This window comes from Bacillus sp. FSL K6-0073 (assembly GCF_038006085.1).
In the GTDB taxonomy this organism is placed as follows: Bacteria; Bacillota; Bacilli; order Bacillales; family Bacillaceae_G; genus Bacillus_A; species Bacillus_A cereus.
Genome location: NZ_JBBOUN010000001.1, coordinates 2,518,786 through 2,540,588, shown reverse-complemented (window position 1 = coordinate 2,540,588; position 21,803 = coordinate 2,518,786). Strand labels below are relative to the sequence as shown.

Below are 21,803 nucleotides of genomic sequence, written 5' to 3'. Positions count from 1 at the left end.
GCCTTTTTTATTACTTATTTGTTTATTGGATAACAAACTTCTGTAACCCACTTATTAGGATCCGCTTCCATCGCTGGGCTCACATGATAAATATTAAACATCGGGCCTACTAATTTGTAACCCTCTGCCTCAATCCATTTTGCCGCAGCTTCATTTACAGCTGTCATCTGTTCATAACTTCCATTAACCGTTATGGAAGCTACATGAATTGATTCAATCTTTTTAAATGTAACGTCTTTTGTATTTTCGTGCTTACCAAGAATACTTAGCTGTATTTCTATATCTACATCATTTTCTTTGTATTCACGATCATGGAAAACCGCAATACTATAACTCGAATGGGCAATACTAATATTTTTCATTTGAATTTCTTGCATCAATATACTCCATAAATCACCTTCGCAATTATACGATGGAATAATCTTTCTAACACTAGCTACAGTTCTTTCTGGAATTTCTTTTATTGAAACATGATAATTCATCTCAACAACATCCTCTCTCATCATTTTCATTGAGTCTTCGAGGAGACGTAATTGTTTTTGGAGGTTATTCATGTCTTCTTTAATTTGAGCACTACGATTAAAAAATTGCTCTTTTATGGTATCTATATTATCGCATTCTATTATTTCTTTGATGGTAGCAATATTAAACCCCATAGCTTTTAACGTTTGAATTTGATTTACTTTTTTTAATTGGTCTGCTGAATAAAATCGATATCCACTCTGCTCATCGACTTTTACTGGTTGTAGTAATTCCACTTTATCGTAGTGTCTCAACATTCGTATACTAATGGAAGATAGTTTTGAAAAATCCCCTATTTTAAACATAATTTCCTCCTATAAGTTACATCTACTTTGAAGCTCAACTTTATCTTAAACAATGACATTGTGTGAGGGTCAACTGTTTATAACGTTTGAATTATCTTTCTTTATTTACTTTTATATCCTCTTCCTTCTTTAGGTTATAAAAATTCACTTATTGATCCGATTGCGACTAGCAATCAATTGATTTACCTTCATATGAACCTCTATTCTTATTTCTCATTAAAAGCATATTTGCAATATAATAATTACACAATGAATATAACCTTTAAAGTGATTACCCTCTTACTTCAAGAACCTTATCTTTATATATTCCAAACCACTGTTGCCATTCATCTTTAGAAAATTCTTTCTCTTCTCCTTCTAAAACAGAAGAAAAAAGATTTAAACAAATATGCCAACCAGCTAAATCCCTTGGTGTATGATCTGTTAATTCATGAATGTACTCTTTAAGGAATAAAAGAGTACAATTTTCCTCTTTATGTATTTCAAATCGGACACGGTCTTTATCCCAAGTAAATTCAAGTACTGAGTTTACTTGACACTCTAAAATATCAATGTTTATGAATGAACCGTTCATCATATCGAACTTTATTATTCCACCCGTTTTAAGGCTTTCAATCTGTAAATTGGACATCCATTTTTTCAGCTTACTGTTTTCTGTTAATACAGACCAAACTTCTTCTGCCGTATATGGAAATTGGCGTTCAAATTTTACAATATATCCATCATTTAGTTTCCCAATTTCAGCTATCATTTTGATTGCCTCCTTACATAGAATATATGTTCTCATTTCATTTTACACGAATATAAATATAAAATAAATATCTATGTCAACGAAGTGTTAATTTAAAGTGAATGACGCTGAGAAAAACTTAAATATTTTCTAAATCGAGTTATATAGTATTGAAAATTAAATATAGATTTACGTACAAATAAAAAAGCCGCATTTGCGACTTATGAAATCATAGGATTAACTCCTGTTTTTGTTGAATGATTAGCGCTTAATCGCATCGACAATTAGCGATGGAAAACCAAGTTTATCGCCTTTATTTCTAGAATCATACCTTTTCGAACGGAAAATAACACCGTCGTTTGCATCCCATTCGTTGTAATAAAACTGACCATTTTCATCACAATATTCAAGTAAAACTACCTTGAATCCAGCAGTTTTAAACATTTTCGTTAATGTTTTATAATTATGAACGATTTTATGACTTGCTGCTGGATGATCTTTCGGACCGGGGCCCCCTATTTGAACTATATTTTGATATGCCTCATCCTGGAAGAATGCATCAGGGACTCCACACCGAATATGACCAGATGCTTTTAAAAATTCATAACAGATTTCAGCTGCTCTTACACCTTCTTCAAAAGTAAGGTGTTCCCATACATGCTCAGCTAAAATAGCTGAAATAGAGTTGTATTCAAATCTTTCTTCCCACGTAGCTTTATCTAGTAAGTTAAGTTCATCTTCTTGTGTTTGAATCCAGCCTGGATTATTATTAAACGCTCCAGCTCCGACAACTACCTTAATTTCGTCTTGTTTTATCACCACCATTTTCACCTCTTAAATATTTTAATTCATAAATATACTCTATATTTACTATTATCCTTCTTCAACAAATTTAGTAACATGAGTCCAGTATAATACCGAACTCATGTCCTAAAAATTCTCTAATGTAACGATCTAAATAACTTTATGTAATCGGTTCATGATACACAACTATTTTATTTCTTCTGGATAATGAACTCTTTTCTTAAAACAAATGATCCCTACTATTATTTTTGTATCTTTCTAAATTTGCGAACAAAAGTGAGTACTGTGCCTGTAATAATCATCAATATGCCGATTGCTGCACTGTTAGTTGTACTTACACCCGTCTTTGGAAGCTCCTTATATGTATATTCTTTTTTATCGCTATTACTGTTGTTAGAGATATTACTCTTATTTGCCTTATTAGTAAGGCCATTAGCTTTGCTAGTTTCTTTATCTTTCACTAATACTTTTTGTATTGTATTTACCTCATTACCCATGGAATCTCTAACACTATATATTATTTCATAAGTACCAGCTTTAGTTGTATCTATAGTTCCTTCATACGCTACTTTAGAAGTAAGGTCACCGTCCTCTTTATCAGTAGCTGATACCCCTACCAACGGATCAAATTGATCACCCTCAGTAATTGAAGTTGTAGCAGGTACTTTTAGTATTGGTTTATCATTTTTAACTTCTTCTCTAACTTTGACCGTTACAGTTTGTTTCGCCGTTACTTCATGACCTTTAGAATCTGTAACCGTGTACGTTAATACGTAAGTACCGACTTTAGATGTATCTACTCCACCATCAACTTTTACTTTAGAAGTAAGATCACCGTCTTCTTTATCAATAGCTTTTACTTTTATCATTGGATCGAATGAATCTCCTACATGAATTGTCGCTCTAACAGGCACTGTTAATTTAGGTTCTAAATCTAATATTTCTTCATTTCCCTCTACAATTACAGTCTGTGTAGCCGTTGTAATTCTCCCTTGGGAATCAACGACCAAGTATTCCACAATGTATGTACCTGGTTTTGAAGTATCTACATCGCCTTTATGCTTTACTTTATTTGTTAAATCACCATCTTCTTTATCAACAGCTTTTACATTTCTCATTGGATCAAACGTATCACCTACACGTAGTGTAATGGTAAACGGCACAGTTAACTCTGGAGCTTGATTTTCTGCTGTTTTTTCGTTTTCTTTCACTGTTCCGGTAATTTTTGCAGCATCAAAAGCATTTTGGACTGCTTGAACTTCAATTGAGTTCGTTCCATATTTATTAGCTGCGACTTTAAGGCATGCCAATTTCAATTCAGAGAAATCAGAAGTCATGTTTAATTCATCAGTATTTGCATAATAGAAAATATCAAACATTTTATCTTCACCAATACCATTTACATTTACACCGTTATGAGTACCACCTTGTGCAATTAAATACGCAACTTTATTAATAATACTTGAATTAAAATGTACGCCTCCATAATCCTCTCCATTTAAATCATTATATTTACTATAATCATCAGGATACGGTAGTCCTTCTGAAAAATTAATTGCAGTTGGATTTTTCATATTACGAAAAGTCAATCCAGTTTGTTCTCCTATTGTCCAGTTAAATTCCCCATTATTTATGTATTTCTCTATAGCCGTTCCCATAATATCCGATAATGCCTCGTTAATTGCCCCAGATTCTCCTGAAAATTCAAGGTTAGATTCACTTGATGTAACTGCATGTGTAAATTCATGACCGGCTATATCGAACGCTTTTACCATAGGATCTCCATATAAAAGCATACTAATGTTATTAATATTAGTACTAAATGCATTCTCCCAATTTTCAGGATCATTTGTTCCTCCAGAATCCCATGCATGTACCACTGAAACTACTTTTTTTCCTTTATTATCAAAACTATTACGCTTATATTTTTCTTTATAAAAATCATATACCTTTGTTGCTAAGAAATGAGCGCTTACCGCCTTTGGATCATTAAATGTTGTTGAAGCGCTAGTTGCTAGTATGCCAGGATAATAACTTTCTTCATTTGTAATATCTCTATAATTTACATCATATGTCTCAATTCCTTGCCCTCTTGTGTAATCAGCAAGCGCATAATTCCCACTGGTCTGTTTAGCAATACCAAATGTACGAGTTACACCTAAATCATCTTTTCCTGTTCCAGTTAATGATGTGAAATTGCTAGTTTTATTTTCCTTAACGGATTCAACATACTCTTCACTTATTTTCAAACTTGATTCTTGTACCATATCTTTTAATATATCGCCATTATGAGCATTCACTAAATAAGTTCCAGATACATAATTTGGTGTTGTAGCAGCAAATGTAACTTGATATGCATTGCTAGCCTGCCCATGATTTTCATCAACAAAAATAACCGCCTTAACTTCTGGTTCAGAAATAAATTTAATGTCGTTTCCGTACTTTTTATAAATATATTGTTTCGCTTCTTCTTTTGATAAATTAATAGGTTTCTTTAAATCTTCTTGTGTTAAATTTTGTGCGCTAGCTCCTGAAATGCTTTTAATAATACCTTTTTTATCTACGTGAGCAGTTAACTGGTGGCCATACACTTCTTTTCCTTCATATATTTGTTGCATGCGCACAAGTGTAGTTCCATCATAAGAACCACGTTTTTGAAGAACCTTGTAATCTACTCCTGTTTCTGCACTAACTTGTTTTGGAGACAAAGCATGCTCCGTATTTTCCTTAAGTGCATCTTTCACTACATTCTCTGGCGCCTTTTTTGATGGTTGGGTAAGATCACCTGTACGGAACGAATCCTCTTGAATTTCAACTTGCATTTGACCAGGTTCCTCTGCATGACCTACTCCATATGGTGTTACACTTGTTAAAACGAATCCTGTTGTTAATGCAACTATAGCTATTTCTTTTTTATTTCCCATGATATTTACCTCGTATAAATTTCTATTATTTATATGAAACTGCTAAAATGTATACAATCTATTCCTAACATAAAAAGATGACTTTTGTAATCTACAAAAGCCACCTCTTCAATATGTAATATCCCTAAAATATTTTTAATACATAATTTCTATACAAAAAAGAAAAAAGCATTCATTAACGAGCATTTTGCAATACTTTTATTAGGTCATTTATATTTTCAACTTTCTGCTGAAACTGATCAAGTCTGCTATGTAGCAATGAAGGATTTTTATCTTCAGTTGAAATAACTTGTTTTAATTCATTTTCTAATTTATCATACATATCAAAGAAATTATCAAATTCTACACTTACAAGCTCTTCATTTTCGCGATAGAATCTTTTTGCTTCTATATAAGTCATATATGATTTATTTAAAAATCCTAATGAAATTAAATATTTAGAAGTGTTTTCTTGATAAATAGCAATATCACATGCTATTTTAATATCAGAATAAGTCTTTTGAACGAGACAATGCAATTCAAAAATCTTAAACTTTAATCCATTATTCATTTCATCCCCTCCCATCGTATCTATTCTACATAAAATTAGAATATTATACAAAGAAAATTATTAGCATAAAATTGACAATTTAAAAAATAACTTAAGGATAAACAAAATCCCTCTCATTACAAATTATAATTGCGGAGCATTTACCAACATAACGGCTAAATAAAAAATGAAAAGAATAAATCTTTCCGCTCTTAGAGTAATAAATACATTTCATATTGCGCTAAAGAATTCTTTTCAAATCCACATTTCTTTAAAAAACCCTCCAATAAATTATTGTTAGGAAACCCAATTGATAAACTTGATAAATTTAATTCTTCTCTTGCTACTTGTAATAATTTCATCCCAACACCAATATTTCTATAACCTTTGTCTACGAAAATAAAACTAATTTTACCTTGTTCATTTACGCATAGAGAGCCTTTTAAGTCATTATCGACATATACACCATAAAATACATTATTTGTTTTTTTAATATAATCAATATCATTTTGCCAATTTATATGGAAGTTTAACCATTTCTGAATTCCATCTTTAAAAGTTGGAAATTCTAATTGTTTTACTTCAATATCTTTACAATCTTTATTCATTATTTTAGTCAAATCATTTAAATTATAATAAAAAAGATCGTACACTTTTTCATAGCCCAGCTTATTATAAAAATGAATCGCTCGGTCGTTTCCTACAATGACTTCGAGAAAAAGTTGCTTACATCCATGTTGAATCGCCTCTTCTTTATGCAGTTCAAATAATTTTTGACTCACACCAATACCGCGGTAATTAGGATGAACCGCTAATGTTCCGCAGCGCATAGTCTTTATACTTTCATAATCCTTTATGCCACCTAGTATTACGCCAACAGATTTGCCTTCTTCTAAAGCAAGAAAAGAATGTTCTAGCAAATTACCTTCTGGTCCCAAAAAACGTTGTATAAAATCCTCATTTGAAACCTCCATCTTAATAATGTAATCTGAAAATCCATCTTTAAAAGCTTCATATACTAAATCAATATTTACTTCACTACACCTTTTATATTGAATCATATAAAATTGCCCTCCAACTGCTTATATTAAACTCAACGTGTACCCATATAATATATTCCATCTATTATAAATTTCAGCTCTTAATTTGAAATGAGCGGACATTTCCCTACATATAACTCACTATTGATTTGTTTTATAACAAACTATCTATTATTTACTACATTAACCTCATAAACACGTAAAAAAGCAATTAAATGCTCACATGCTCTTTCACATGCTAGCATTTTAAAGATTTTTTGTTCTTCTTTCGTTTTATCATTTGCTTGATCTGAAGCAGCTTTTAAACAGAGAAATGGTTTTTTATTTATTTGGCATACATAGGCGAAAGCTGCTACTTCTTGATCAACTGCCAATGCTCCATATACGGTATGGAGTAAATATCTCATTTCCGAACTACGAATACGTTGATCTCCTGATAAAAATGTACCGAAATGTATCGGATCATACGATCGTATTTTTTTTATTCTTCTTACAAGTGATTTTGTTGTTTCAATAGGTGCTGTTCTACCGTTATATAAATTAAAAACATCTTCTCCTGAACCAGCAGCAGTAACATCATGTTGTATTGCGTTTAGTGCGACTACAATATGACCGTTTTTCACCTTGTTTGATAAACTTCCGCATATTCCTGTCATAAACAACTCATCTGGCTGAAACTCACTAATTAACAATTGTACACAACTAGCGCAGCTTACTTTACCAACACCAGTAACAACTGATATAATTTCCAGCTCATTAATAGTATGAAAATGAAATTCCCAAGCTGCTCTTTTTTCAACACGTTCACTTGGATAATGTTGATGCAAATACGTCAGTTCTGGTTCCCATGCAGAGACAATTGCAATACGTTTCATTACACACTTCACTTCCTCTATTGTCATTTAAATAAGTTATCTATACTTTCTCATCCATAATCTAGAATCCATTCTTTATATTTCTTATATAAATCTCGTATTATTTCTTTATTCTTCGCAATTACTTCACTTCCTCTATCATCATACATAAACATGACAATATCTTTCGTTGCATTTATGAGAAATACATCTGGATAAGAAATTTCTTTTTTTCGTCCAAATCGAGGATATAAATCAGAGAAATCCTCATGATTAGCAGCTTGTATAAGCGATTCATATTTAATATGTTCCGCAAGACATTTTAAAGAAAATTGATATGTACAATATAAAGTGAAACTTTAATCAGTGGGGGTTTTGTTCATCCTAACTGATTCAATCGGGCTGCCCGTTAATGCGGTATAAAGCTGCTTCTTCATCTTCAAATAAAAACGGTAACGTTTCTTATCTTATATGAAATCTTAAATCTCTTTTCCTAATATATTTATTGTATACATTTATTTTCTGTGGAGTTTATATATTTTCCTTTTTAAATCTATAAACATTTGTCACTACAAACACTACATCTTCTTTTGAAAATATGTCTTCAAATAAGAATTTATTATATGTATATAGTTGAGAAAAGTATTCCGTATTTAAATTGTCGGTTCCTTCTACAATTTGATATTTATCTTTTCCAAAATCAAAATGTAAATGATTTTCCCACTAAGAATATAAGTAGGGTACTAATGTAACTCCTGGAAATGTTTGATTCATATATTCTTTTAATTGCATTTCCTTGTCCTTTCTACTGTACAATTCCTTTTAAATCCCAGTATGCTTCTTCTAGCCACGGATGTATAACTTTCAATGTATCTTTCCTTTCCCACAAATATGAAATATATACAAAAGCTGCTTTTTCCAAAGATTTTTCCAATCCTTTTTTTATTTCTATTAAATATGGCGGTGTCCCTTTTTGATCCCATTCTATTTTATCTGCAACAAATAATACTAAATCCATCTTCGTTGCATGTTTACGCAACGTTGTGTGGCAACAAATTGCATTTAAAATCTCTTCATCTTCTACTTTAAATATTTCTTTTGCGATTACTCTCGATAGTTTTTGATGAATGATCATAGGAAACTTTCTTTCTGCTTCCACTATTTCTACACCAAATTCTTCAGCAACTGCAATCCGCTCCTCGTTCGGAAAAATGCCACTAATATCATGTAAATATCCTGCAATTGCTGCTTTTTCTTTATCTACGTGAAACTTTTCTGCAATCTTTTTTGCCTCATTTGCCACACGAATTGAATGTTTATATGTAAACTCTTTATTATATTTTAGTAGAAAAGCTTTAATATCATTTTCTATTTTTCCAGTTGGAGTAAATGAATATATATCATTACATAACATAGAAAATCCCCCTTATAACTAACTTTCATTATAATGTAGGATCTAAATATTCTCGTTATTTTATATTCGTTATTAATCTTTTTACTCCTTTTTAATACGTTACATGAAATTTTATACAGAATCATCGCTACAAGTACATAAATGTTTGATATTATAGTAATGTTGATGATTTGTAAGGAAAGGAACTACACAATGAATAAAAACATATTAATTATTGATGATGATAAAGAAATTGTTGAATTACTTGCTGTTTATTTGCGAAATGAAGGCTATAACATTTATAAAGCTTATGATGGCGATGAAGCATTGCAAAAGGTTTCTACATATGAAGTTGACCTTATGATTTTGGATATTATGATGCCAAAGCGAAACGGATTAGAAGTTTGTCAGGAAGTGCGTGAAAATAATACTGTACCAATTCTAATGCTTAGTGCAAAAGCAGAAGATATGGATAAAATATTAGGTCTTATGACAGGTGCCGATGATTATATGATCAAGCCATTCAATCCATTAGAATTAGTAGCAAGAGTGAAAGCTTTATTACGAAGATCCTCTTTCCAAAACGCTACTTCGCAAAAGAATGAAGATGGTATTATTCGTATTCGCTCTGTTGAAATACACAAACATAATCATACTGTTAAAGTAAATGGAGAGTATATTAAATTAACCTCTATTGAGTTCGATATTTTATATTTACTTGCAAGTAATACAGGAAGAGTATTTAGTTCAGAAGAAATTTTCGAACGCGTTTGGAATGAAGATGGTTACGGTTCAAATAAGACTGTAATGGTTCATATTAGCAACTTACGGGATAAACTTGAAACAGTAATAAATGGAGAAAAATTTATTCACACTGTTTGGGGAGTTGGCTATAAAATTGAGAAATGAAGCATTTGATATATTAAAAGATATCCCTAAATGGAAACTTATTTTTTGGCTCTTATTAGCTATCACACTCACGCCTATTACTGAGTTAATTATTTATCGCCTCGTTACGAGTGTAATTGAGAGTTCACTTACTCTAACTGAACTTGGTAAAGAATTCATTCGAATTTTTGGTTATGAAAAGTATAAAGGGATTAAAGAATCGTTATGGATGATGATTGTATCTTATTTGTTTTTATTTTCTATTTTTTCATCCTATCTTTACATTTTTTATCGTCACGAGAAAAAACTTTATTATGAAACTTGTATTAAAAAAATGATAGAAGAAATTCGTTATATTGCAAATGGAAACTTCAATCATAAAGTTTCTATTGTAAATCATAATTATCTAGAAGAATTAGCAATCGGGGTCAATGAAATTGTTGAACAATTAAAAGTCTCCATTGATGAAGAAAGACAAGCGGAACAAGCAAAAAGTGAACTTATTACAAATGTATCACATGACTTACGCACTCCCCTTACTTCTATAGTTGGATACGTAAATTTAATCCATCATGATAATTATAGAGATGAAGTAGAATTGCGATACTATATTCAAGTCATTTACGATAAAGTAACTCGTCTTAATGCATTAATGAATGACTTGTTCGAATATACACGTGTTCAAAATAAAGAGTTAAGCTTGTATTCTGTCCCTATTGACATAGTAGAGTTACTTGGGCAATTAACTGTTCAATTCCGTATACAATTTCAAGAAGCAAATATAGAATGTCGACCTTCTTTCCCATCTCAAAAGCTCATGGTATTAGCTGATGGTGAAAAATTAGTGCGTGTGTTTGAAAATCTTATTATAAACGCTATCGCTTATGGAAGCGAAGGTCGCTATATTGACCTTACTGCTTATGAAAGCAATAATATGATTACAATTGATATAACAAATTACGGACAACCTATTCCTAGTACGGATTTACCTCATATTTTTGAACGTTTTTATCGCGTTGAGAAATCTCGCTCTACAAACACTGGTGGATCTGGACTTGGATTAGCTATTGCAAAAAGTATAGTCGAATTGCATAAAGGAACAATTGAAGTATATAGTGATGATGAAAAAACAACATTCACTGTAAAACTACTCCCATACAAATGTTAATATTATAAATAAAAAGTTCAATTTCTTATCATATAAGAAATTGAACTTTTTCCATTAACACCCAAAATTTAATAATCCTTTATAATTCTTTAGAAATTCTTTACCTTTTCTTTCTTCCTAATTAAGCATTCCTTTTTACAATACTAGTATTGATGTCATAATAGGAGGATCGCTTATGCAATTCTTAAAGAAATTCGCTATTTTATTATTATCTTTTTTTATTACTGCACTTATCGTTTTATATTTTTATCTTTATGTAAATGGTCCCATTATTCAAGCTAAATCAGCTATTTTAATAAATGCTAATTCAGGTGAAATTGTTTATAAAAAAAATGAAGAAACTCCGGTACAATCAGCTGCTTTATCTAAATTAATGACAGAATATATCGTATTGGAGCAACTAAATGATAGAAAAATACAGTTAGATGACTTCGTACAAATAAGTAACGAAGTTTTCCGAGTAGAAACAAGCCCTATACAAGTAACATCGAATGATAAAACAACGGTTCGTGATTTACTTCATGCATTGCTACTGGCAGGGAATAATCGTTCTGCACTCGCTCTAGCAGAACACATTGCTGGAAATGAAGATAACTTTACAATATTAATGAATAAAAAAGCAAAAGAACTAAAGTTATTACAACCATCTCCATTTCTAAACTCTACTGGAATTAATAATGATACAAATAAACAATCAACTACAACAGCAATAGACGCAGCTAAACTAGCTGCACGATTAGTAAAAGATTTTCCAGATGTATTGAATATTACGAAACTAACCTCTTACCAATTTACCTTCAAAGATTCCCAGGTTTTCAATACGAATAAAATGATATATTCCCTTAATGAAAACATTAAACTTCAAGGTGTTGATGGCTTACAAACTAGTTTTTCAACTAACGGTAATTATAGTTTTGTCAGTACAGCAAAACTAGGAGATACTAGACTAATTTCAGTAATATTAGATGCAGATGAAGAAAACATCTCATTTATTGAAACAAAAAAGTTGCTACAGTATGGTTTTGATCCTTCCTCGTACTCTGCACTCCAAGCTTTTAAAGACACCCTTACATCTTGGACAATATTGCTTCAGTTTAAAAACTTAATTATACAAACTATAATGATTTTCTTAATCATTACCACCTTAATGTTTTTACATATACGTCAGAAAAAATCCGAGGATTTCAATTAAGAAATCTTCTTATATATAAAAACCGACTTGCGCTTGAGATGCAAGTCGGTTTTTAATTCTATCATCCTCGTCCAATCAAATTTGCTGAAACTGGTTGCAAGTTTAACTCCCTCGCCCATATAGATAGCTGACCAATATGATGGATTTCATGTACGATTACATGTCTTAAAACCTATGTTTTTTGAGGCATACATCCATCTCCCTTTCCTTTCGTTGTATTCGTTTGTTTAGTTTAAATGGGTTAATCTATTAATTCTATTAAATCCAACAATTTAACTATTACACTTTAAAGTTCTATTCATATACTATAGTAGATTACTAGAAAGGAGGTTTAACTATGGATAGTTGCGTTGTATTTGTAAACGGACAACCTTTTTTAGTTCTTTCAGTAGCTGGTATTGAAATTGCTAGATTAGAGATTTCCCTTCAAGTAGCATTAGCTCTAAGAGTGCTTGGGATACCAATCTGTGATTAATTACCAAATTAATAAGAAAAGAGGGCATTAGCCCTCTTTTTTTATTTTCTTCTCACCTTTTCTTAACAACAAATAAAATTTAAATTTTATTTGTTATATTGTAATGAAAATCCGAAAAATCAACCCATTTTATTCAATAAAAAAGAGCACCACCCATACCTCATTATCCGTTTCTATAATATTCAAGTTTGATTAATAATAAAATTAAAGTATATGAACGTTACATGAAACACTTGTTAAGATAGCTCTCCTTCACACTATTTATTTCGCTGACGCTATATTATCAAAGCACACAATGATTAACTTTTTATACGGCTTATTTTAAGTGTGCTTGCCAATACTTTTACTTGTATGTTCTATACACTCATTCTCTACGGTATACTGATACCAACTTATATTTTTTGATGAGGGCCCATTTCCCTATATCCCTCTTTATTCCCATGTACTTTTTTTCTCAAATCCAAGCTAAATAATCTATATTGTTATCTTTTAAAATCAGCTCACTATCTGATTATATTAATAACCTATCACCTGGTAAAATCCTATTACCTAATTTATCTTCAATTGAATGGTCCATCATTTATACTTACGGATTGGCTTTCCCGTATCTATTGTGCATGGATATTGGATTTTCTAGCATCTAGCTCATTTCTTTAAAAATGTCGGATTTTTCGTCTATTATTAAATGAATAATGTTTGGAAGGGGATATAATATGACAGAAATTAAAGTAGGGCTTACACAATTTTTAGACTTCACACTGAAAGGTAGTACAGCTAAAACAACCTTTATAAAAAATCTAAAATCCCAACCTGAATATCAACCAGCTTTTGATTACTGGAAACAATTACGAGAAACTGTTATTAAATTTCATCAAAACAAACTATCTTTTGAATATTTCGAAACATTAGTACAAACGGTTGATCAGAAAAAAAAACAAAACTACATTGATGTCATAAAGCAATACAAAAAATTCATTAAAAATAAAGACATCTCTTGGTTTGATCCAGGTAAATCACATTGGAAATCAGATGATTTAATCGTCCGTTCATCACCTGAACTTGGCTTATTCATTAATAATGAGCCACATCTTATCAAACTGTTTTTCAAAGGAAAAAAAGAGCGAATTGATAAGTACAACATTAACTCGACACTTACACTATTAAATGAATCAACATTTTCAAATGAACGAAACGATGTGAATTATACGGTACTTAACATCCAAAAGAACAGAATGTATACGAATAACTCTATTAATAATAATCATTTAGTAGCGCTTAAATCAGAAGCTAACCAGTTTTGCTATATATGGAATAATCTATAAAGGTTACTATTCATCCCTTTTAATACCTTGTTGATGCATACTTTAGTTACAATTTTTACAGATTCATTCAGTTTCGTTTAATTAGGGCTCACCCTCTTATTCCTCAGAAACAATGCAGGTGGGCCTTTTTCAAAAATGGTTTCTTTGTCAGTTTTAACATACTAGCTCTCCCCCGAAACAGCTGCAATTGAAATTATTTTTGTTTTATTATTCACTATACCCACCAAGCCCCTTTTGTTAACATAATATAATTATAAATTACTATCGTTGCTACTTCTTCCATTCATATTCTAACATACTCATTTCCCATAAATTCCAATACGTTTCTCCTACTCTTTTTGACTCTCTTAATAAGCCTTCTTTTACAAACCCTATTTTTTCGTAACATGAAATGGCCGATATATTAAAATCATACACACCAAGAGTTACTCTATGTAGTTTTAATTCGTCAAAAGCAATATGAAGTACTGCTTTCATCATATGTTTTCCTATAGAACGTCCCCTCATCTTCGTATTACCAACTAATACTTTTCCAATTCTAGCGGACTTATTAATATTATCTATTTGCCCAAGCGAAATATGACCAATAACGTCTGAAGTCTCTTCATCTACCACTTTGAAAGCGAGTGTATTTGCACTTTCTATATACTTCTCTAATTGCTGTTCGTCTAAAGGGAATGTGAATGCATTTCCTGACCATTGTATTAGAAATTCTTCGGAATTAATCCAATTTATTAATTGTTTAAAATCAGATTTTTTAAAGGTTTTTAGTTTAATCACTTCCATGCTCCTTTCGTACATCATACTTTATAACCTCAAACTTATTTCTATATAAAGAATATATTCTCCTTTTATATGAAATTAAAATAAAGCCATTCATGTGAATGGCTTTACAAAAAAGCAGCATAATTATGCCTTGTTTGCTACATCAATACCATTAAAATCAAAGTCAGCAGTAACCGTTGTAACAGGTGGGAAAATTGCTTCAATTTTACAAATGGAAATAATTACTCCAACCGATCCAGGAATAGCCGCAAGCCTAACTACATCACAACTTACAGACGAAACAGTACCTACATAAGTACGTCCCTCTGTATTAATTTGAACTGTTCGATTAATTAATTTCTTAAGTTCATCTCTAATTCCTTGTACACAAGAATTATCACATTTCTCATGCTGTTCTTTTTTACACTCTTCGAATACTTCCCAACAATCATCTTGTTTACATGTACACTTCTTTTTACAATTATTAAATCGAGAACCCAATACCTCACCCCCTAATCCTTTCTATTAGTAAAGTATGTCCACTAGCTTAAAAGGGTACGAGGCAAACACATAAAAAGAAAAAAACAAACAATTGTACCAAACCTTCTTTTCATTATTCATTATAAAAACAGACTTCTCCTAATTAAAATCTTGTTTAATGAGCGGCCGTGAATTTAGTCCTACTCCATTTAATGTTTAGACACCACTTTCTAAAACAAATCTTTTTCTTTTAATAAGACGCCCCTTAAAAACACACTAGATTTTCCCATTAACTCACATATACATAGACTTTATTTGTGGATTTCCCATTTTTCATTGTGAAATATACATTTAAAAAGCGTACTCGAAAATAAGATATTATTTGTAATCAGAACATTTTCTTCAATAAATGTTTATTGAAAAATACCATAACTAGTAGTAGTTCTCTCCACTTTCTCTTAAAAATTAGCATAGTTTGTATGAATTCTATATCGAGTAGAAGACACTCTATCATATAAAGATAAAATAGTAGGTTAATAAACAAGCCATTTTTTTATTAAAACATAGAATAATATGAACACTATTGAAAGACCAACTATGAGAAGTCAAGGAGGATTTTTTATATAAATAGGGGGTGTTTCTCTAAAAAAGGGCGTATCAAATAAACCTAAGGATTTTCAAAAAAATGAGAAGTTCATGTTTCTGTTGTGTGTGGTGGAATTTCATAAGGTTTATTGCTTTTAAGAATGGCATAGATAATGTAACACAGCTTTCTAGCTACGGCTCCTATACAAACATAGTAGTGCTTTCCTTGTTTTCGTTTCTTTTCATAAAAGGCTTTTAATACAGGGTCATGTTTATGAGCTGTAATAGCCGCCTGGAATAAGGCTCTACGCAAATGAGAAGAGCCACGTTTGGATATAGACGTACCTGAGGATTCAAATTGCCCAGATTGGGACACAGAGGCATCGATGCCTGCGTATGCGACAAGTTTAGATGGTTTGTCAAAGCGGTGTATATCCCCAATTTCACTTAGTATAGTGGCACCTAAAATCGGTCCAACGCCAGGTATTGTCATGATAGGAGTATCTAAATCAATTAAAAGTTGTGACATTTCTTCTTCACACTCTTTGATTTGATCTTCGATAAAACGAATTTGCTCCATCAACATTTTTAGTTGAAAGGAAAAAGCGTTTTTACAGAAAGTAACACCAAACGAATTAGAGGCTAATTCCATTAGTTTGTTGGCTGTTTTCTTCCCAAGTCGGTTACGACTGGTTTGCTCAATTATTTGTGTTAAATCATCAATAGATATCTGTTCATAGTCACTAGGAGAGGAATATTCAAGTAAGATTTGTGAAGAAGTTTTACCAAAAACATCCGAAAAGATGCTTTGGTACTCTGGGAAAGTCTGATCTAATACGACAAGAGCTTTTCTTTTTAAATCACTCATATTACTTACAAGCGCATTACGAAAGCGGCTCATTTGTTTTAGAGCGAACATTTTCTCGTCCACAAGTGGAGTTTCAACAAAACGGCCGAATCGAATGATATCGGCAATCATAGTGGCATCAATGGCGTCTGTTTTCCGCTTTCTAATTTCTGTTCCTTTTCGCCAGGCATTGGTTTGAATTGGATTTAATACAACGACTGAGAAGCCATGATCCAGTAGAAAAGAATAAATGGCTAACCAATAATGTCCTGTTGCCTCCATTCCAATCATTATTTCTGTAGGAGACTCAATGTATCGGTACATCCAATTTAATAGTGCTTGTCCACCTTCTTTGTGATTCTGAAAGGGAAATGGCTTAGTAATAGGTTTTCCAGTTTGATCGATAATGGACGCATAATGTTTATGTTTAGCGATATCAATACCTAAATAGAACATAGCTTACACCCCTATTTTAATCAGTGTTAGATAGTGTTGTCCTCCTCTGAACTAATAAGCGCTACTACCTCGTAAGAGATACGAAGAATGACCAATGGTCATCAACATCCAACTCATTCGTAAACTACTTATTAGACAGAGGTACCATTCTTTCAACCGAATACAAAGATTCAAGGAGGTGGTCGGCAACACTCTATCTACAAATTTAAGTATCTCATAAAAATAGATACTCTTGGGTTTATAGGTACATCCCGTCCCTAAAAAACCTAACTTAATCATACGAGGAGGTAGAAATAAATGTCCTGGAAAAATGATTGCTGGAGTTCTCAGAAAAAGCATTGTTGTGATGATTGGTGGAAATCTAAAGAAAAGCATCATTGTGATGATGATTGGAGTTCTCAGAAAAAGCATTGTAATGATGATTGGTGGAAATCTAAAGAAAAGTGTCATTGTGATGACGATTGGAGTTCTCAGGAAAAACATTGTAATGATGATTGGTGGAAATCTAAAGAAAAGTGTCATCGTGATGATGATTGGAGTTCTAAACGAAATAAGTGTCGTTGTAAATGTTTCTTTATTTGTTGCCATTGTAAAAGAAAAAATTGGTAATATTTTTAATGTCAACGTAAAGAAAAAAATATGTCTTTTGGAATCAATCAGGCTTTTCCGGAAAGTTGATCCCTCACCTACTTCCTTGCTTTCGCTGAATTTTTAGGTGGGGGCATTACTGCCCGGCAAATAGCGAGATAAATACTAGGATGTAATATATAAAGGTTTAAACCGGCATATAAGCAGTCGCGCTTTGTCATCACCTTGTTGTTGTAAATTAGTATTTCTCCATTGAATAGACATTCCATAATATCGTATTTTGATTAAAACAAAAAACATACTTAACACCAATAGTAGAATTTTTCATCTTCATCAACTTCACTTCTTCTTTTTTTATAAACATAAAAAAGGAGCTCTATTTATATAGAGCTCCTTTCTAATTTTATAATTTACTAGACTGTAACCCCTGAATAAACGGAACTACTTCAGGATTTACAAGTGAAGACAAATCACCTAATTCTTTTCCTAAGTAAGCTGCTTTAATAACACGGCGCATTACTTTAGAATTACGTGTTTTCGGTAAATCTTCTACAACGTGGATGTCTTTAGGACACAACGCTTTTCCAATATGAGAGTTTACTAAACTCATTAATTCTTTCTTTAATTCTCCTGTGAATGTTACATGGTCTCTTAATACTACAAAACAATGACAAACTTCACCTTTTACTTCGTCAGGTATACCAATTGCAGCAGCTTCGATTACATCGTTATGTTTCACAAGAATAGATTCATATTCAGCAGGTCCAATACGTTTACCTGCAATATTTAACGTATCGTCTGAACGCCCTGTGATGATATATTGTTCACCATCGTAAATGACCCAGTCACCGTGGACCCATTTATTTTCAAAACGCGACCAATATGTGTTTATGTAACGTTCATCATCTTCCCAGAAGCTTTTCGTCATACCTACCCAAGGTTTCTCTAAGCATAATTCTCCGACTTCATCTCGAATTGGTTTACCTTGATCATCCAGTACGACAGCTGCCATTCCTGGTAAAGATGCGTTAAAACTAATCGGTGCTATTGGCTTAATAAGAACATTACCGAAAATCCCACCAGAGATTTCAGTTCCACCTGAGTAGTTACAGATTGGGACATTTCCTTTTCCAACTGTTTCAAATAACCACATCCATGGATCAGGATTCCAAGGTTCTCCTGTTGATGCGAATACTTCCAAACTCTTTAAAGAATGTTTATTGACATACTCATCACCTTTTGCCATTAATGCTCGGATTAACGTTGGCGAAATACCTAAATGAGTAATCTCATATCTATCAACTGTCTCCCATAACCGGTCTGCTTCTGGGAAGTCTGGAACACCTTCGTACATAACCATCGTTGCTCCATTAATGAGTGAACCGAATAATAGAAACGGCCCCATCATCCAGCCCATATCAGTTACCCATAATACACGATCACCTTGTTTAATATTCATTCCAAATCCTGCATCAAAAGCTGCTTTCAAAGGAAATCCTGCATGCGTGTGTACTGTTCCTTTCGGCTTACCAGTCGTTCCTGATGTATAAATGAGCATTAATGGATCATCACTTTGCATTTCCTCTGCATGTATGAATGGTTTTTCTTTTTCTAGCGTACTCCACGAAAAGTCATAGTTATGTGGTGTAAAATCATTTCCTGCATGACGAACGATAACAACTTTTTCAACAGTTGGGCAATGTTCACAAGCTTTATCTACTTCATCTTTTAAAGAAACAATTTTACCGCGGCGTGAAAATCCATCTGCGGTAATAATCATTTTTGAACCTGCCGCTTGCACACGTGTCATAACTGCATCAGACGCAAAGCCTGAGAATATTGGTGAAATAATTGCTCCGATTTTCATTACAGCTAGCATCGCAACAACTGTTTCTGGAATCATCGGCATATAAATTGTTACACGGTCACCTTTCTCAATACCCGCGTGTTTCAAACCATTTGCAACACGGCTTACCCAGTTGTCAAGCTCTTCATATGTAAATGATTTTGAAGTTCCATTTTCCCCTTCGTACTGAAGTGCTGGCTGTATTCTCGTCTCTTCATCCGCAAGCCAGCGGGATAAAGCTGATTCTACAACGTTACATGTTCCGCCATTATACCACTGTGCAAACGGTGTACCATTTTCTAAATCTAACACTTCTGTATAAGGTTTCATCCATTGATAGCCTACTGCTTTTTCTGCCTCTCCCCAAAACCAAGCTGTTTCCTCAATAGATTTATTATAAAAAATTTCATAGTCTTCATATCCCAATGATTTCATCCAACCATATAAACGTGTTTTTTCCTTGTACTCTTCTGTTGGAAACCAAACTGCTTGTTTCAATGTTTTCCCCTCCTTAACTTTTTGAGCAAGAAAGCCCTAAATAGGGCTTTTAAACTGGATATACAGGATGTTTACGATCTGTGAATACTTGATATTTGCTCATATACATTTCGAAACGTCCTTTTAACTCTTCACGTAAATTGTTTGGATGAACAATACCATCAATCACCATCTCTGATGCTAAGTGGTATATATCAATATCTTTCTTATACTCTTCACGTTTTTCAGCAATGAAGCTAGCACGCTCTTCTTCTGGTAAAGCTGCAATTTTATTTGCATATACAGCATTAACCGCAGCTTCTGGACCCATTACCGCAATAGAAGCTGTCGGTAATGCCAGACAGCAATCTGGTTCAAATGCTGGACCTGCCATCGCATATAAACCAGCGCCATATGCTTTACGAACAACGATAGAAATCTTCGGTACAGTTGCTTCACTCATTGCAGAAATCATTTTTGCACCGTGGCGAATAATACCGGCACGCTCTACTTTTGTACCAATCATAAATCCTGGTACATCCGCAAGGAATAATAATGGAATATGATATGCATCGCATAAATTAATAAACTTAGCAGCTTTATCAGCTGAATCGTGGAATAATACGCCGCCTTTCATACGCGGCTGATTTGCAATAATACCAACTGGCTTACCATCAATACGTGCTAAGCCTGTAATTAGCTCTTGAGCAAATAATTTTTTTACTTCATAGAATGAACCTTCATCAATAACTCTATTAATGAGATCTTTCATATTGAAAGGAGCATTTTGATTTTCTGGAATGATTTGTTCTAACGTTTTATCGAATTGTTTCGGTTCTTGAGGTGTAACCAATGGAGTCTTTTCTAAATAGTTGTTTGGAAAATATGAAATGTATTGTCTTGCTTGTGTAATCGCATCTTCTTCCGTCTTACATAAAACATCTCCGCATCCTGATACAGAGCAATGCATACGAGCTCCGCCCATCTCTTCTAAAGTTACCTTCTCACCGATAACCATCTCAGCCATACGAGGAGATCCTAAATACATAGATGCATTTCCCTCTACCATCATTACAACGTCACAAAAGGCTGGAATATACGCACCACCAGCTGCAGAAGGTCCAAATAACAAGCATACTTGAGGAACTTTACCTGATAACTTCACTTGATTATAGAAGATTCTTCCTGCACCGCGGCGCCCTGGGAACATTTCTACTTGATCTGTAATACGCGCTCCAGCAGAGTCAACTAAATAAAATAACGGAACACGTAGTTTTTCAGCTGTTTCTTGAATACGTAAAATCTTTTCAACTGTGCGTGATCCCCATGATCCAGCTTTTACAGTAGAATCATTGGCCATTACACACGCAGTACGACCATGTATTTTACCCGTTGCCGTTACAACGCCATCCGCAGGTAAGCCTGTTTGTTCACAGTTAGCAAATAATGCATCTTCTACATATTCGCCATTATCAAATAGAAGCGCTAAACGGTCTCGAACGAATAATTTTCCTTTTGCTTTATTTTGCTCATGATATTTCGGTGCCCCGCCTTGTTTAATTGTTTCAACTCGTTCTTCAAATGAATTAGATTGTTGTTTTTGGTCTAACATA

At 32.8% G+C, this 21,803-nt stretch carries 19 protein-coding genes and 2 pseudogenes; 6 read left to right on the top strand and 15 right to left on the bottom strand.

Annotated elements, in window-relative coordinates:
* Nucleotides 1-14: 14 nt before the first annotated feature.
* The 9 genes and pseudogenes from MHB52_RS13170 to yqeK all read right to left on the bottom strand — a co-directional run bounded on the left by MHB52_RS13170 (nt 15) and on the right by yqeK (nt 9,122).
* Nucleotides 15-827: a MerR family transcriptional regulator gene (locus MHB52_RS13170; RefSeq protein ID WP_044797383.1), complete on the bottom strand. Its 813-nt coding sequence runs from the start codon at nt 825-827 to the stop codon at nt 15-17.
* Nucleotides 828-1,098: 271 nt separating this feature from the next.
* A complete protein-coding gene (locus tag MHB52_RS13165; protein ID WP_016117963.1) occupies nt 1,099-1,578 on the bottom strand; it encodes an SRPBCC family protein in 480 nt (159 codons plus the stop codon).
* Nucleotides 1,579-1,818: 240 nt separating this feature from the next.
* The gene (locus MHB52_RS13160) at nt 1,819-2,379 is read right to left on the bottom strand and encodes a class I SAM-dependent methyltransferase (RefSeq protein WP_033694090.1); all 561 of its coding nucleotides are present in this window, start codon (nt 2,377-2,379) and stop codon (nt 1,819-1,821) included.
* A 224-nt stretch (nt 2,380-2,603) separates the two neighbouring features.
* Nucleotides 2,604-5,285, bottom strand: coding sequence for a M4 family metallopeptidase (locus MHB52_RS13155; RefSeq protein ID WP_061664637.1), 2,682 nt, complete (start codon nt 5,283-5,285; stop codon nt 2,604-2,606).
* Nucleotides 5,286-5,460: 175 nt separating this feature from the next.
* Complete coding sequence (locus tag MHB52_RS13150; RefSeq protein ID WP_001059022.1) at nt 5,461-5,835, bottom strand: hypothetical protein; 375 nt, start codon at nt 5,833-5,835, stop codon at nt 5,461-5,463.
* A gap of 191 nt (nt 5,836-6,026) precedes the next feature.
* The gene (locus tag MHB52_RS13145) at nt 6,027-6,875 is read right to left on the bottom strand and encodes a GNAT family N-acetyltransferase (RefSeq protein WP_000617072.1); all 849 of its coding nucleotides are present in this window, start codon (nt 6,873-6,875) and stop codon (nt 6,027-6,029) included.
* Between the two features lie 143 nt (nt 6,876-7,018).
* Nucleotides 7,019-7,756, bottom strand: coding sequence for a 5'-methylthioadenosine/S-adenosylhomocysteine nucleosidase (gene mtnN / locus MHB52_RS13140; protein ID WP_061663607.1), 738 nt, complete (start codon nt 7,754-7,756; stop codon nt 7,019-7,021).
* Between the two features lie 23 nt (nt 7,757-7,779).
* A pseudogene (locus MHB52_RS13135) lies at nt 7,780-8,500 on the bottom strand (DUF3885 domain-containing protein).
* Nucleotides 8,501-8,513: 13 nt separating this feature from the next.
* The gene (gene yqeK, locus MHB52_RS13130; RefSeq protein WP_000882443.1) at nt 8,514-9,122 is read right to left on the bottom strand and encodes a bis(5'-nucleosyl)-tetraphosphatase (symmetrical) YqeK; all 609 of its coding nucleotides are present in this window, start codon (nt 9,120-9,122) and stop codon (nt 8,514-8,516) included.
* A 192-nt stretch (nt 9,123-9,314) separates the two neighbouring features.
* On the opposite strand from yqeK, the gene MHB52_RS13125 reads away from it, so the two are divergent.
* The 3 genes from MHB52_RS13125 (at nt 9,315) to MHB52_RS13115 (ending at nt 12,349) form a co-directional block, all read left to right on the top strand.
* Complete coding sequence (locus MHB52_RS13125; RefSeq protein ID WP_001038807.1) at nt 9,315-10,010, top strand: response regulator transcription factor; 696 nt, start codon at nt 9,315-9,317, stop codon at nt 10,008-10,010.
* Complete coding sequence (locus MHB52_RS13120; RefSeq protein WP_001243309.1) at nt 10,000-11,157, top strand: sensor histidine kinase; 1,158 nt, start codon at nt 10,000-10,002, stop codon at nt 11,155-11,157. The genes MHB52_RS13125 and MHB52_RS13120 overlap by 11 nt, the downstream gene beginning before the upstream one ends.
* Before the next feature lie 175 nt (nt 11,158-11,332).
* Nucleotides 11,333-12,349, top strand: a complete 1,017-nt coding sequence (locus MHB52_RS13115; protein ID WP_063264021.1) for a D-alanyl-D-alanine carboxypeptidase family protein — start codon at nt 11,333-11,335, stop codon at nt 12,347-12,349.
* A 61-nt stretch (nt 12,350-12,410) separates the two neighbouring features.
* On the opposite strand, the pseudogene MHB52_RS13110 reads toward MHB52_RS13115, so the two are convergent.
* Nucleotides 12,411-12,521 (bottom strand): annotated as a pseudogene (locus tag MHB52_RS13110) (DinB family protein); the annotation flags it as partial.
* A gap of 165 nt (nt 12,522-12,686) precedes the next feature.
* Between MHB52_RS13110 and MHB52_RS13105 the strand changes: the two are divergent.
* Complete coding sequence (locus MHB52_RS13105; protein ID WP_000376554.1) at nt 12,687-12,824, top strand: DUF3956 domain-containing protein; 138 nt, start codon at nt 12,687-12,689, stop codon at nt 12,822-12,824.
* A gap of 713 nt (nt 12,825-13,537) precedes the next feature.
* Nucleotides 13,538-14,146 carry a hypothetical protein gene (locus MHB52_RS13100; protein ID WP_000136053.1) on the top strand — a complete coding sequence of 203 codons (609 nt, stop codon included), beginning with the start codon at nt 13,538-13,540 and terminating at the stop codon, nt 14,144-14,146.
* A 270-nt stretch (nt 14,147-14,416) separates the two neighbouring features.
* On the opposite strand, the gene MHB52_RS13095 is transcribed toward MHB52_RS13100, so the two are convergent.
* From MHB52_RS13095 to MHB52_RS13085, 3 genes are all read right to left on the bottom strand, one after another.
* Nucleotides 14,417-14,950: a GNAT family N-acetyltransferase gene (locus MHB52_RS13095; RefSeq protein ID WP_000990089.1), complete on the bottom strand. Its 534-nt coding sequence runs from the start codon at nt 14,948-14,950 to the stop codon at nt 14,417-14,419.
* A 105-nt stretch (nt 14,951-15,055) separates the two neighbouring features.
* Nucleotides 15,056-15,412 (bottom strand): hypothetical protein, encoded by a 357-nt coding sequence (locus MHB52_RS13090; protein WP_000535577.1) that lies wholly within the window; start codon nt 15,410-15,412, stop codon nt 15,056-15,058.
* 673 nt (nt 15,413-16,085) lie between these two features.
* Complete coding sequence (locus MHB52_RS13085) at nt 16,086-17,279, bottom strand: IS110-like element ISBth13 family transposase (protein ID WP_061663050.1); 1,194 nt, start codon at nt 17,277-17,279, stop codon at nt 16,086-16,088.
* Between the two features lie 310 nt (nt 17,280-17,589).
* Between MHB52_RS13085 and MHB52_RS13080 the strand changes: the two genes are divergently transcribed.
* Nucleotides 17,590-17,994, top strand: a complete 405-nt coding sequence (locus tag MHB52_RS13080; protein WP_025118369.1) for a hypothetical protein — start codon at nt 17,590-17,592, stop codon at nt 17,992-17,994.
* A 276-nt stretch (nt 17,995-18,270) separates the two neighbouring features.
* On the opposite strand, the gene MHB52_RS13075 is transcribed toward MHB52_RS13080, so the two are convergent.
* Together MHB52_RS13075 and MHB52_RS13070 are read right to left on the bottom strand one after the other, a co-directional pair.
* Nucleotides 18,271-20,211, bottom strand: a complete 1,941-nt coding sequence (locus MHB52_RS13075) for an AMP-binding protein (protein WP_061662951.1) — start codon at nt 20,209-20,211, stop codon at nt 18,271-18,273.
* Nucleotides 20,212-20,260: 49 nt separating this feature from the next.
* Nucleotides 20,261-21,802: an acyl-CoA carboxylase subunit beta gene (locus tag MHB52_RS13070; protein ID WP_000886744.1), complete on the bottom strand. Its 1,542-nt coding sequence runs from the start codon at nt 21,800-21,802 to the stop codon at nt 20,261-20,263.
* Nucleotide 21,803 lies beyond the last annotated feature (1 nt).

What these genes read in the sequence shown, in the direction of transcription:
- MHB52_RS13070 (WP_000886744.1), bottom strand. Translation starts at nt 21,802, where the DNA reads ATGTTAGACCAAAAACAACAATCTAATTCATTTGAAGAACGAGTTGAA.
- MHB52_RS13145 (WP_000617072.1), bottom strand. Translation starts at nt 6,875, where the DNA reads ATGATTCAATATAAAAGGTGTAGTGAAGTAAATATTGATTTAGTATAT.
- MHB52_RS13095 (WP_000990089.1), bottom strand. Translation starts at nt 14,950, where the DNA reads ATGATGTACGAAAGGAGCATGGAAGTGATTAAACTAAAAACCTTTAAA.
- MHB52_RS13115 (WP_063264021.1), top strand. Translation starts at nt 11,333, where the DNA reads ATGCAATTCTTAAAGAAATTCGCTATTTTATTATTATCTTTTTTTATT.
- MHB52_RS13100 (WP_000136053.1), top strand. Translation starts at nt 13,538, where the DNA reads ATGACAGAAATTAAAGTAGGGCTTACACAATTTTTAGACTTCACACTG.
- MHB52_RS13085 (WP_061663050.1), bottom strand. Translation starts at nt 17,279, where the DNA reads ATGTTCTATTTAGGTATTGATATCGCTAAACATAAACATTATGCGTCC.
- MHB52_RS13165 (WP_016117963.1), bottom strand. Translation starts at nt 1,578, where the DNA reads ATGATAGCTGAAATTGGGAAACTAAATGATGGATATATTGTAAAATTT.
- MHB52_RS13125 (WP_001038807.1), top strand. Translation starts at nt 9,315, where the DNA reads ATGAATAAAAACATATTAATTATTGATGATGATAAAGAAATTGTTGAA.
- MHB52_RS13150 (WP_001059022.1), bottom strand. Translation starts at nt 5,835, where the DNA reads ATGAATAATGGATTAAAGTTTAAGATTTTTGAATTGCATTGTCTCGTT.
- MHB52_RS13155 (WP_061664637.1), bottom strand. Translation starts at nt 5,285, where the DNA reads ATGGGAAATAAAAAAGAAATAGCTATAGTTGCATTAACAACAGGATTC.
- mtnN (WP_061663607.1), bottom strand. Translation starts at nt 7,756, where the DNA reads ATGACAATAGAGGAAGTGAAGTGTGTAATGAAACGTATTGCAATTGTC.
- MHB52_RS13080 (WP_025118369.1), top strand. Translation starts at nt 17,590, where the DNA reads ATGATTGCTGGAGTTCTCAGAAAAAGCATTGTTGTGATGATTGGTGGA.
- MHB52_RS13105 (WP_000376554.1), top strand. Translation starts at nt 12,687, where the DNA reads ATGGATAGTTGCGTTGTATTTGTAAACGGACAACCTTTTTTAGTTCTT.
- MHB52_RS13170 (WP_044797383.1), bottom strand. Translation starts at nt 827, where the DNA reads ATGTTTAAAATAGGGGATTTTTCAAAACTATCTTCCATTAGTATACGA.
- yqeK (WP_000882443.1), bottom strand. Translation starts at nt 9,122, where the DNA reads ATGTTATGTAATGATATATATTCATTTACTCCAACTGGAAAAATAGAA.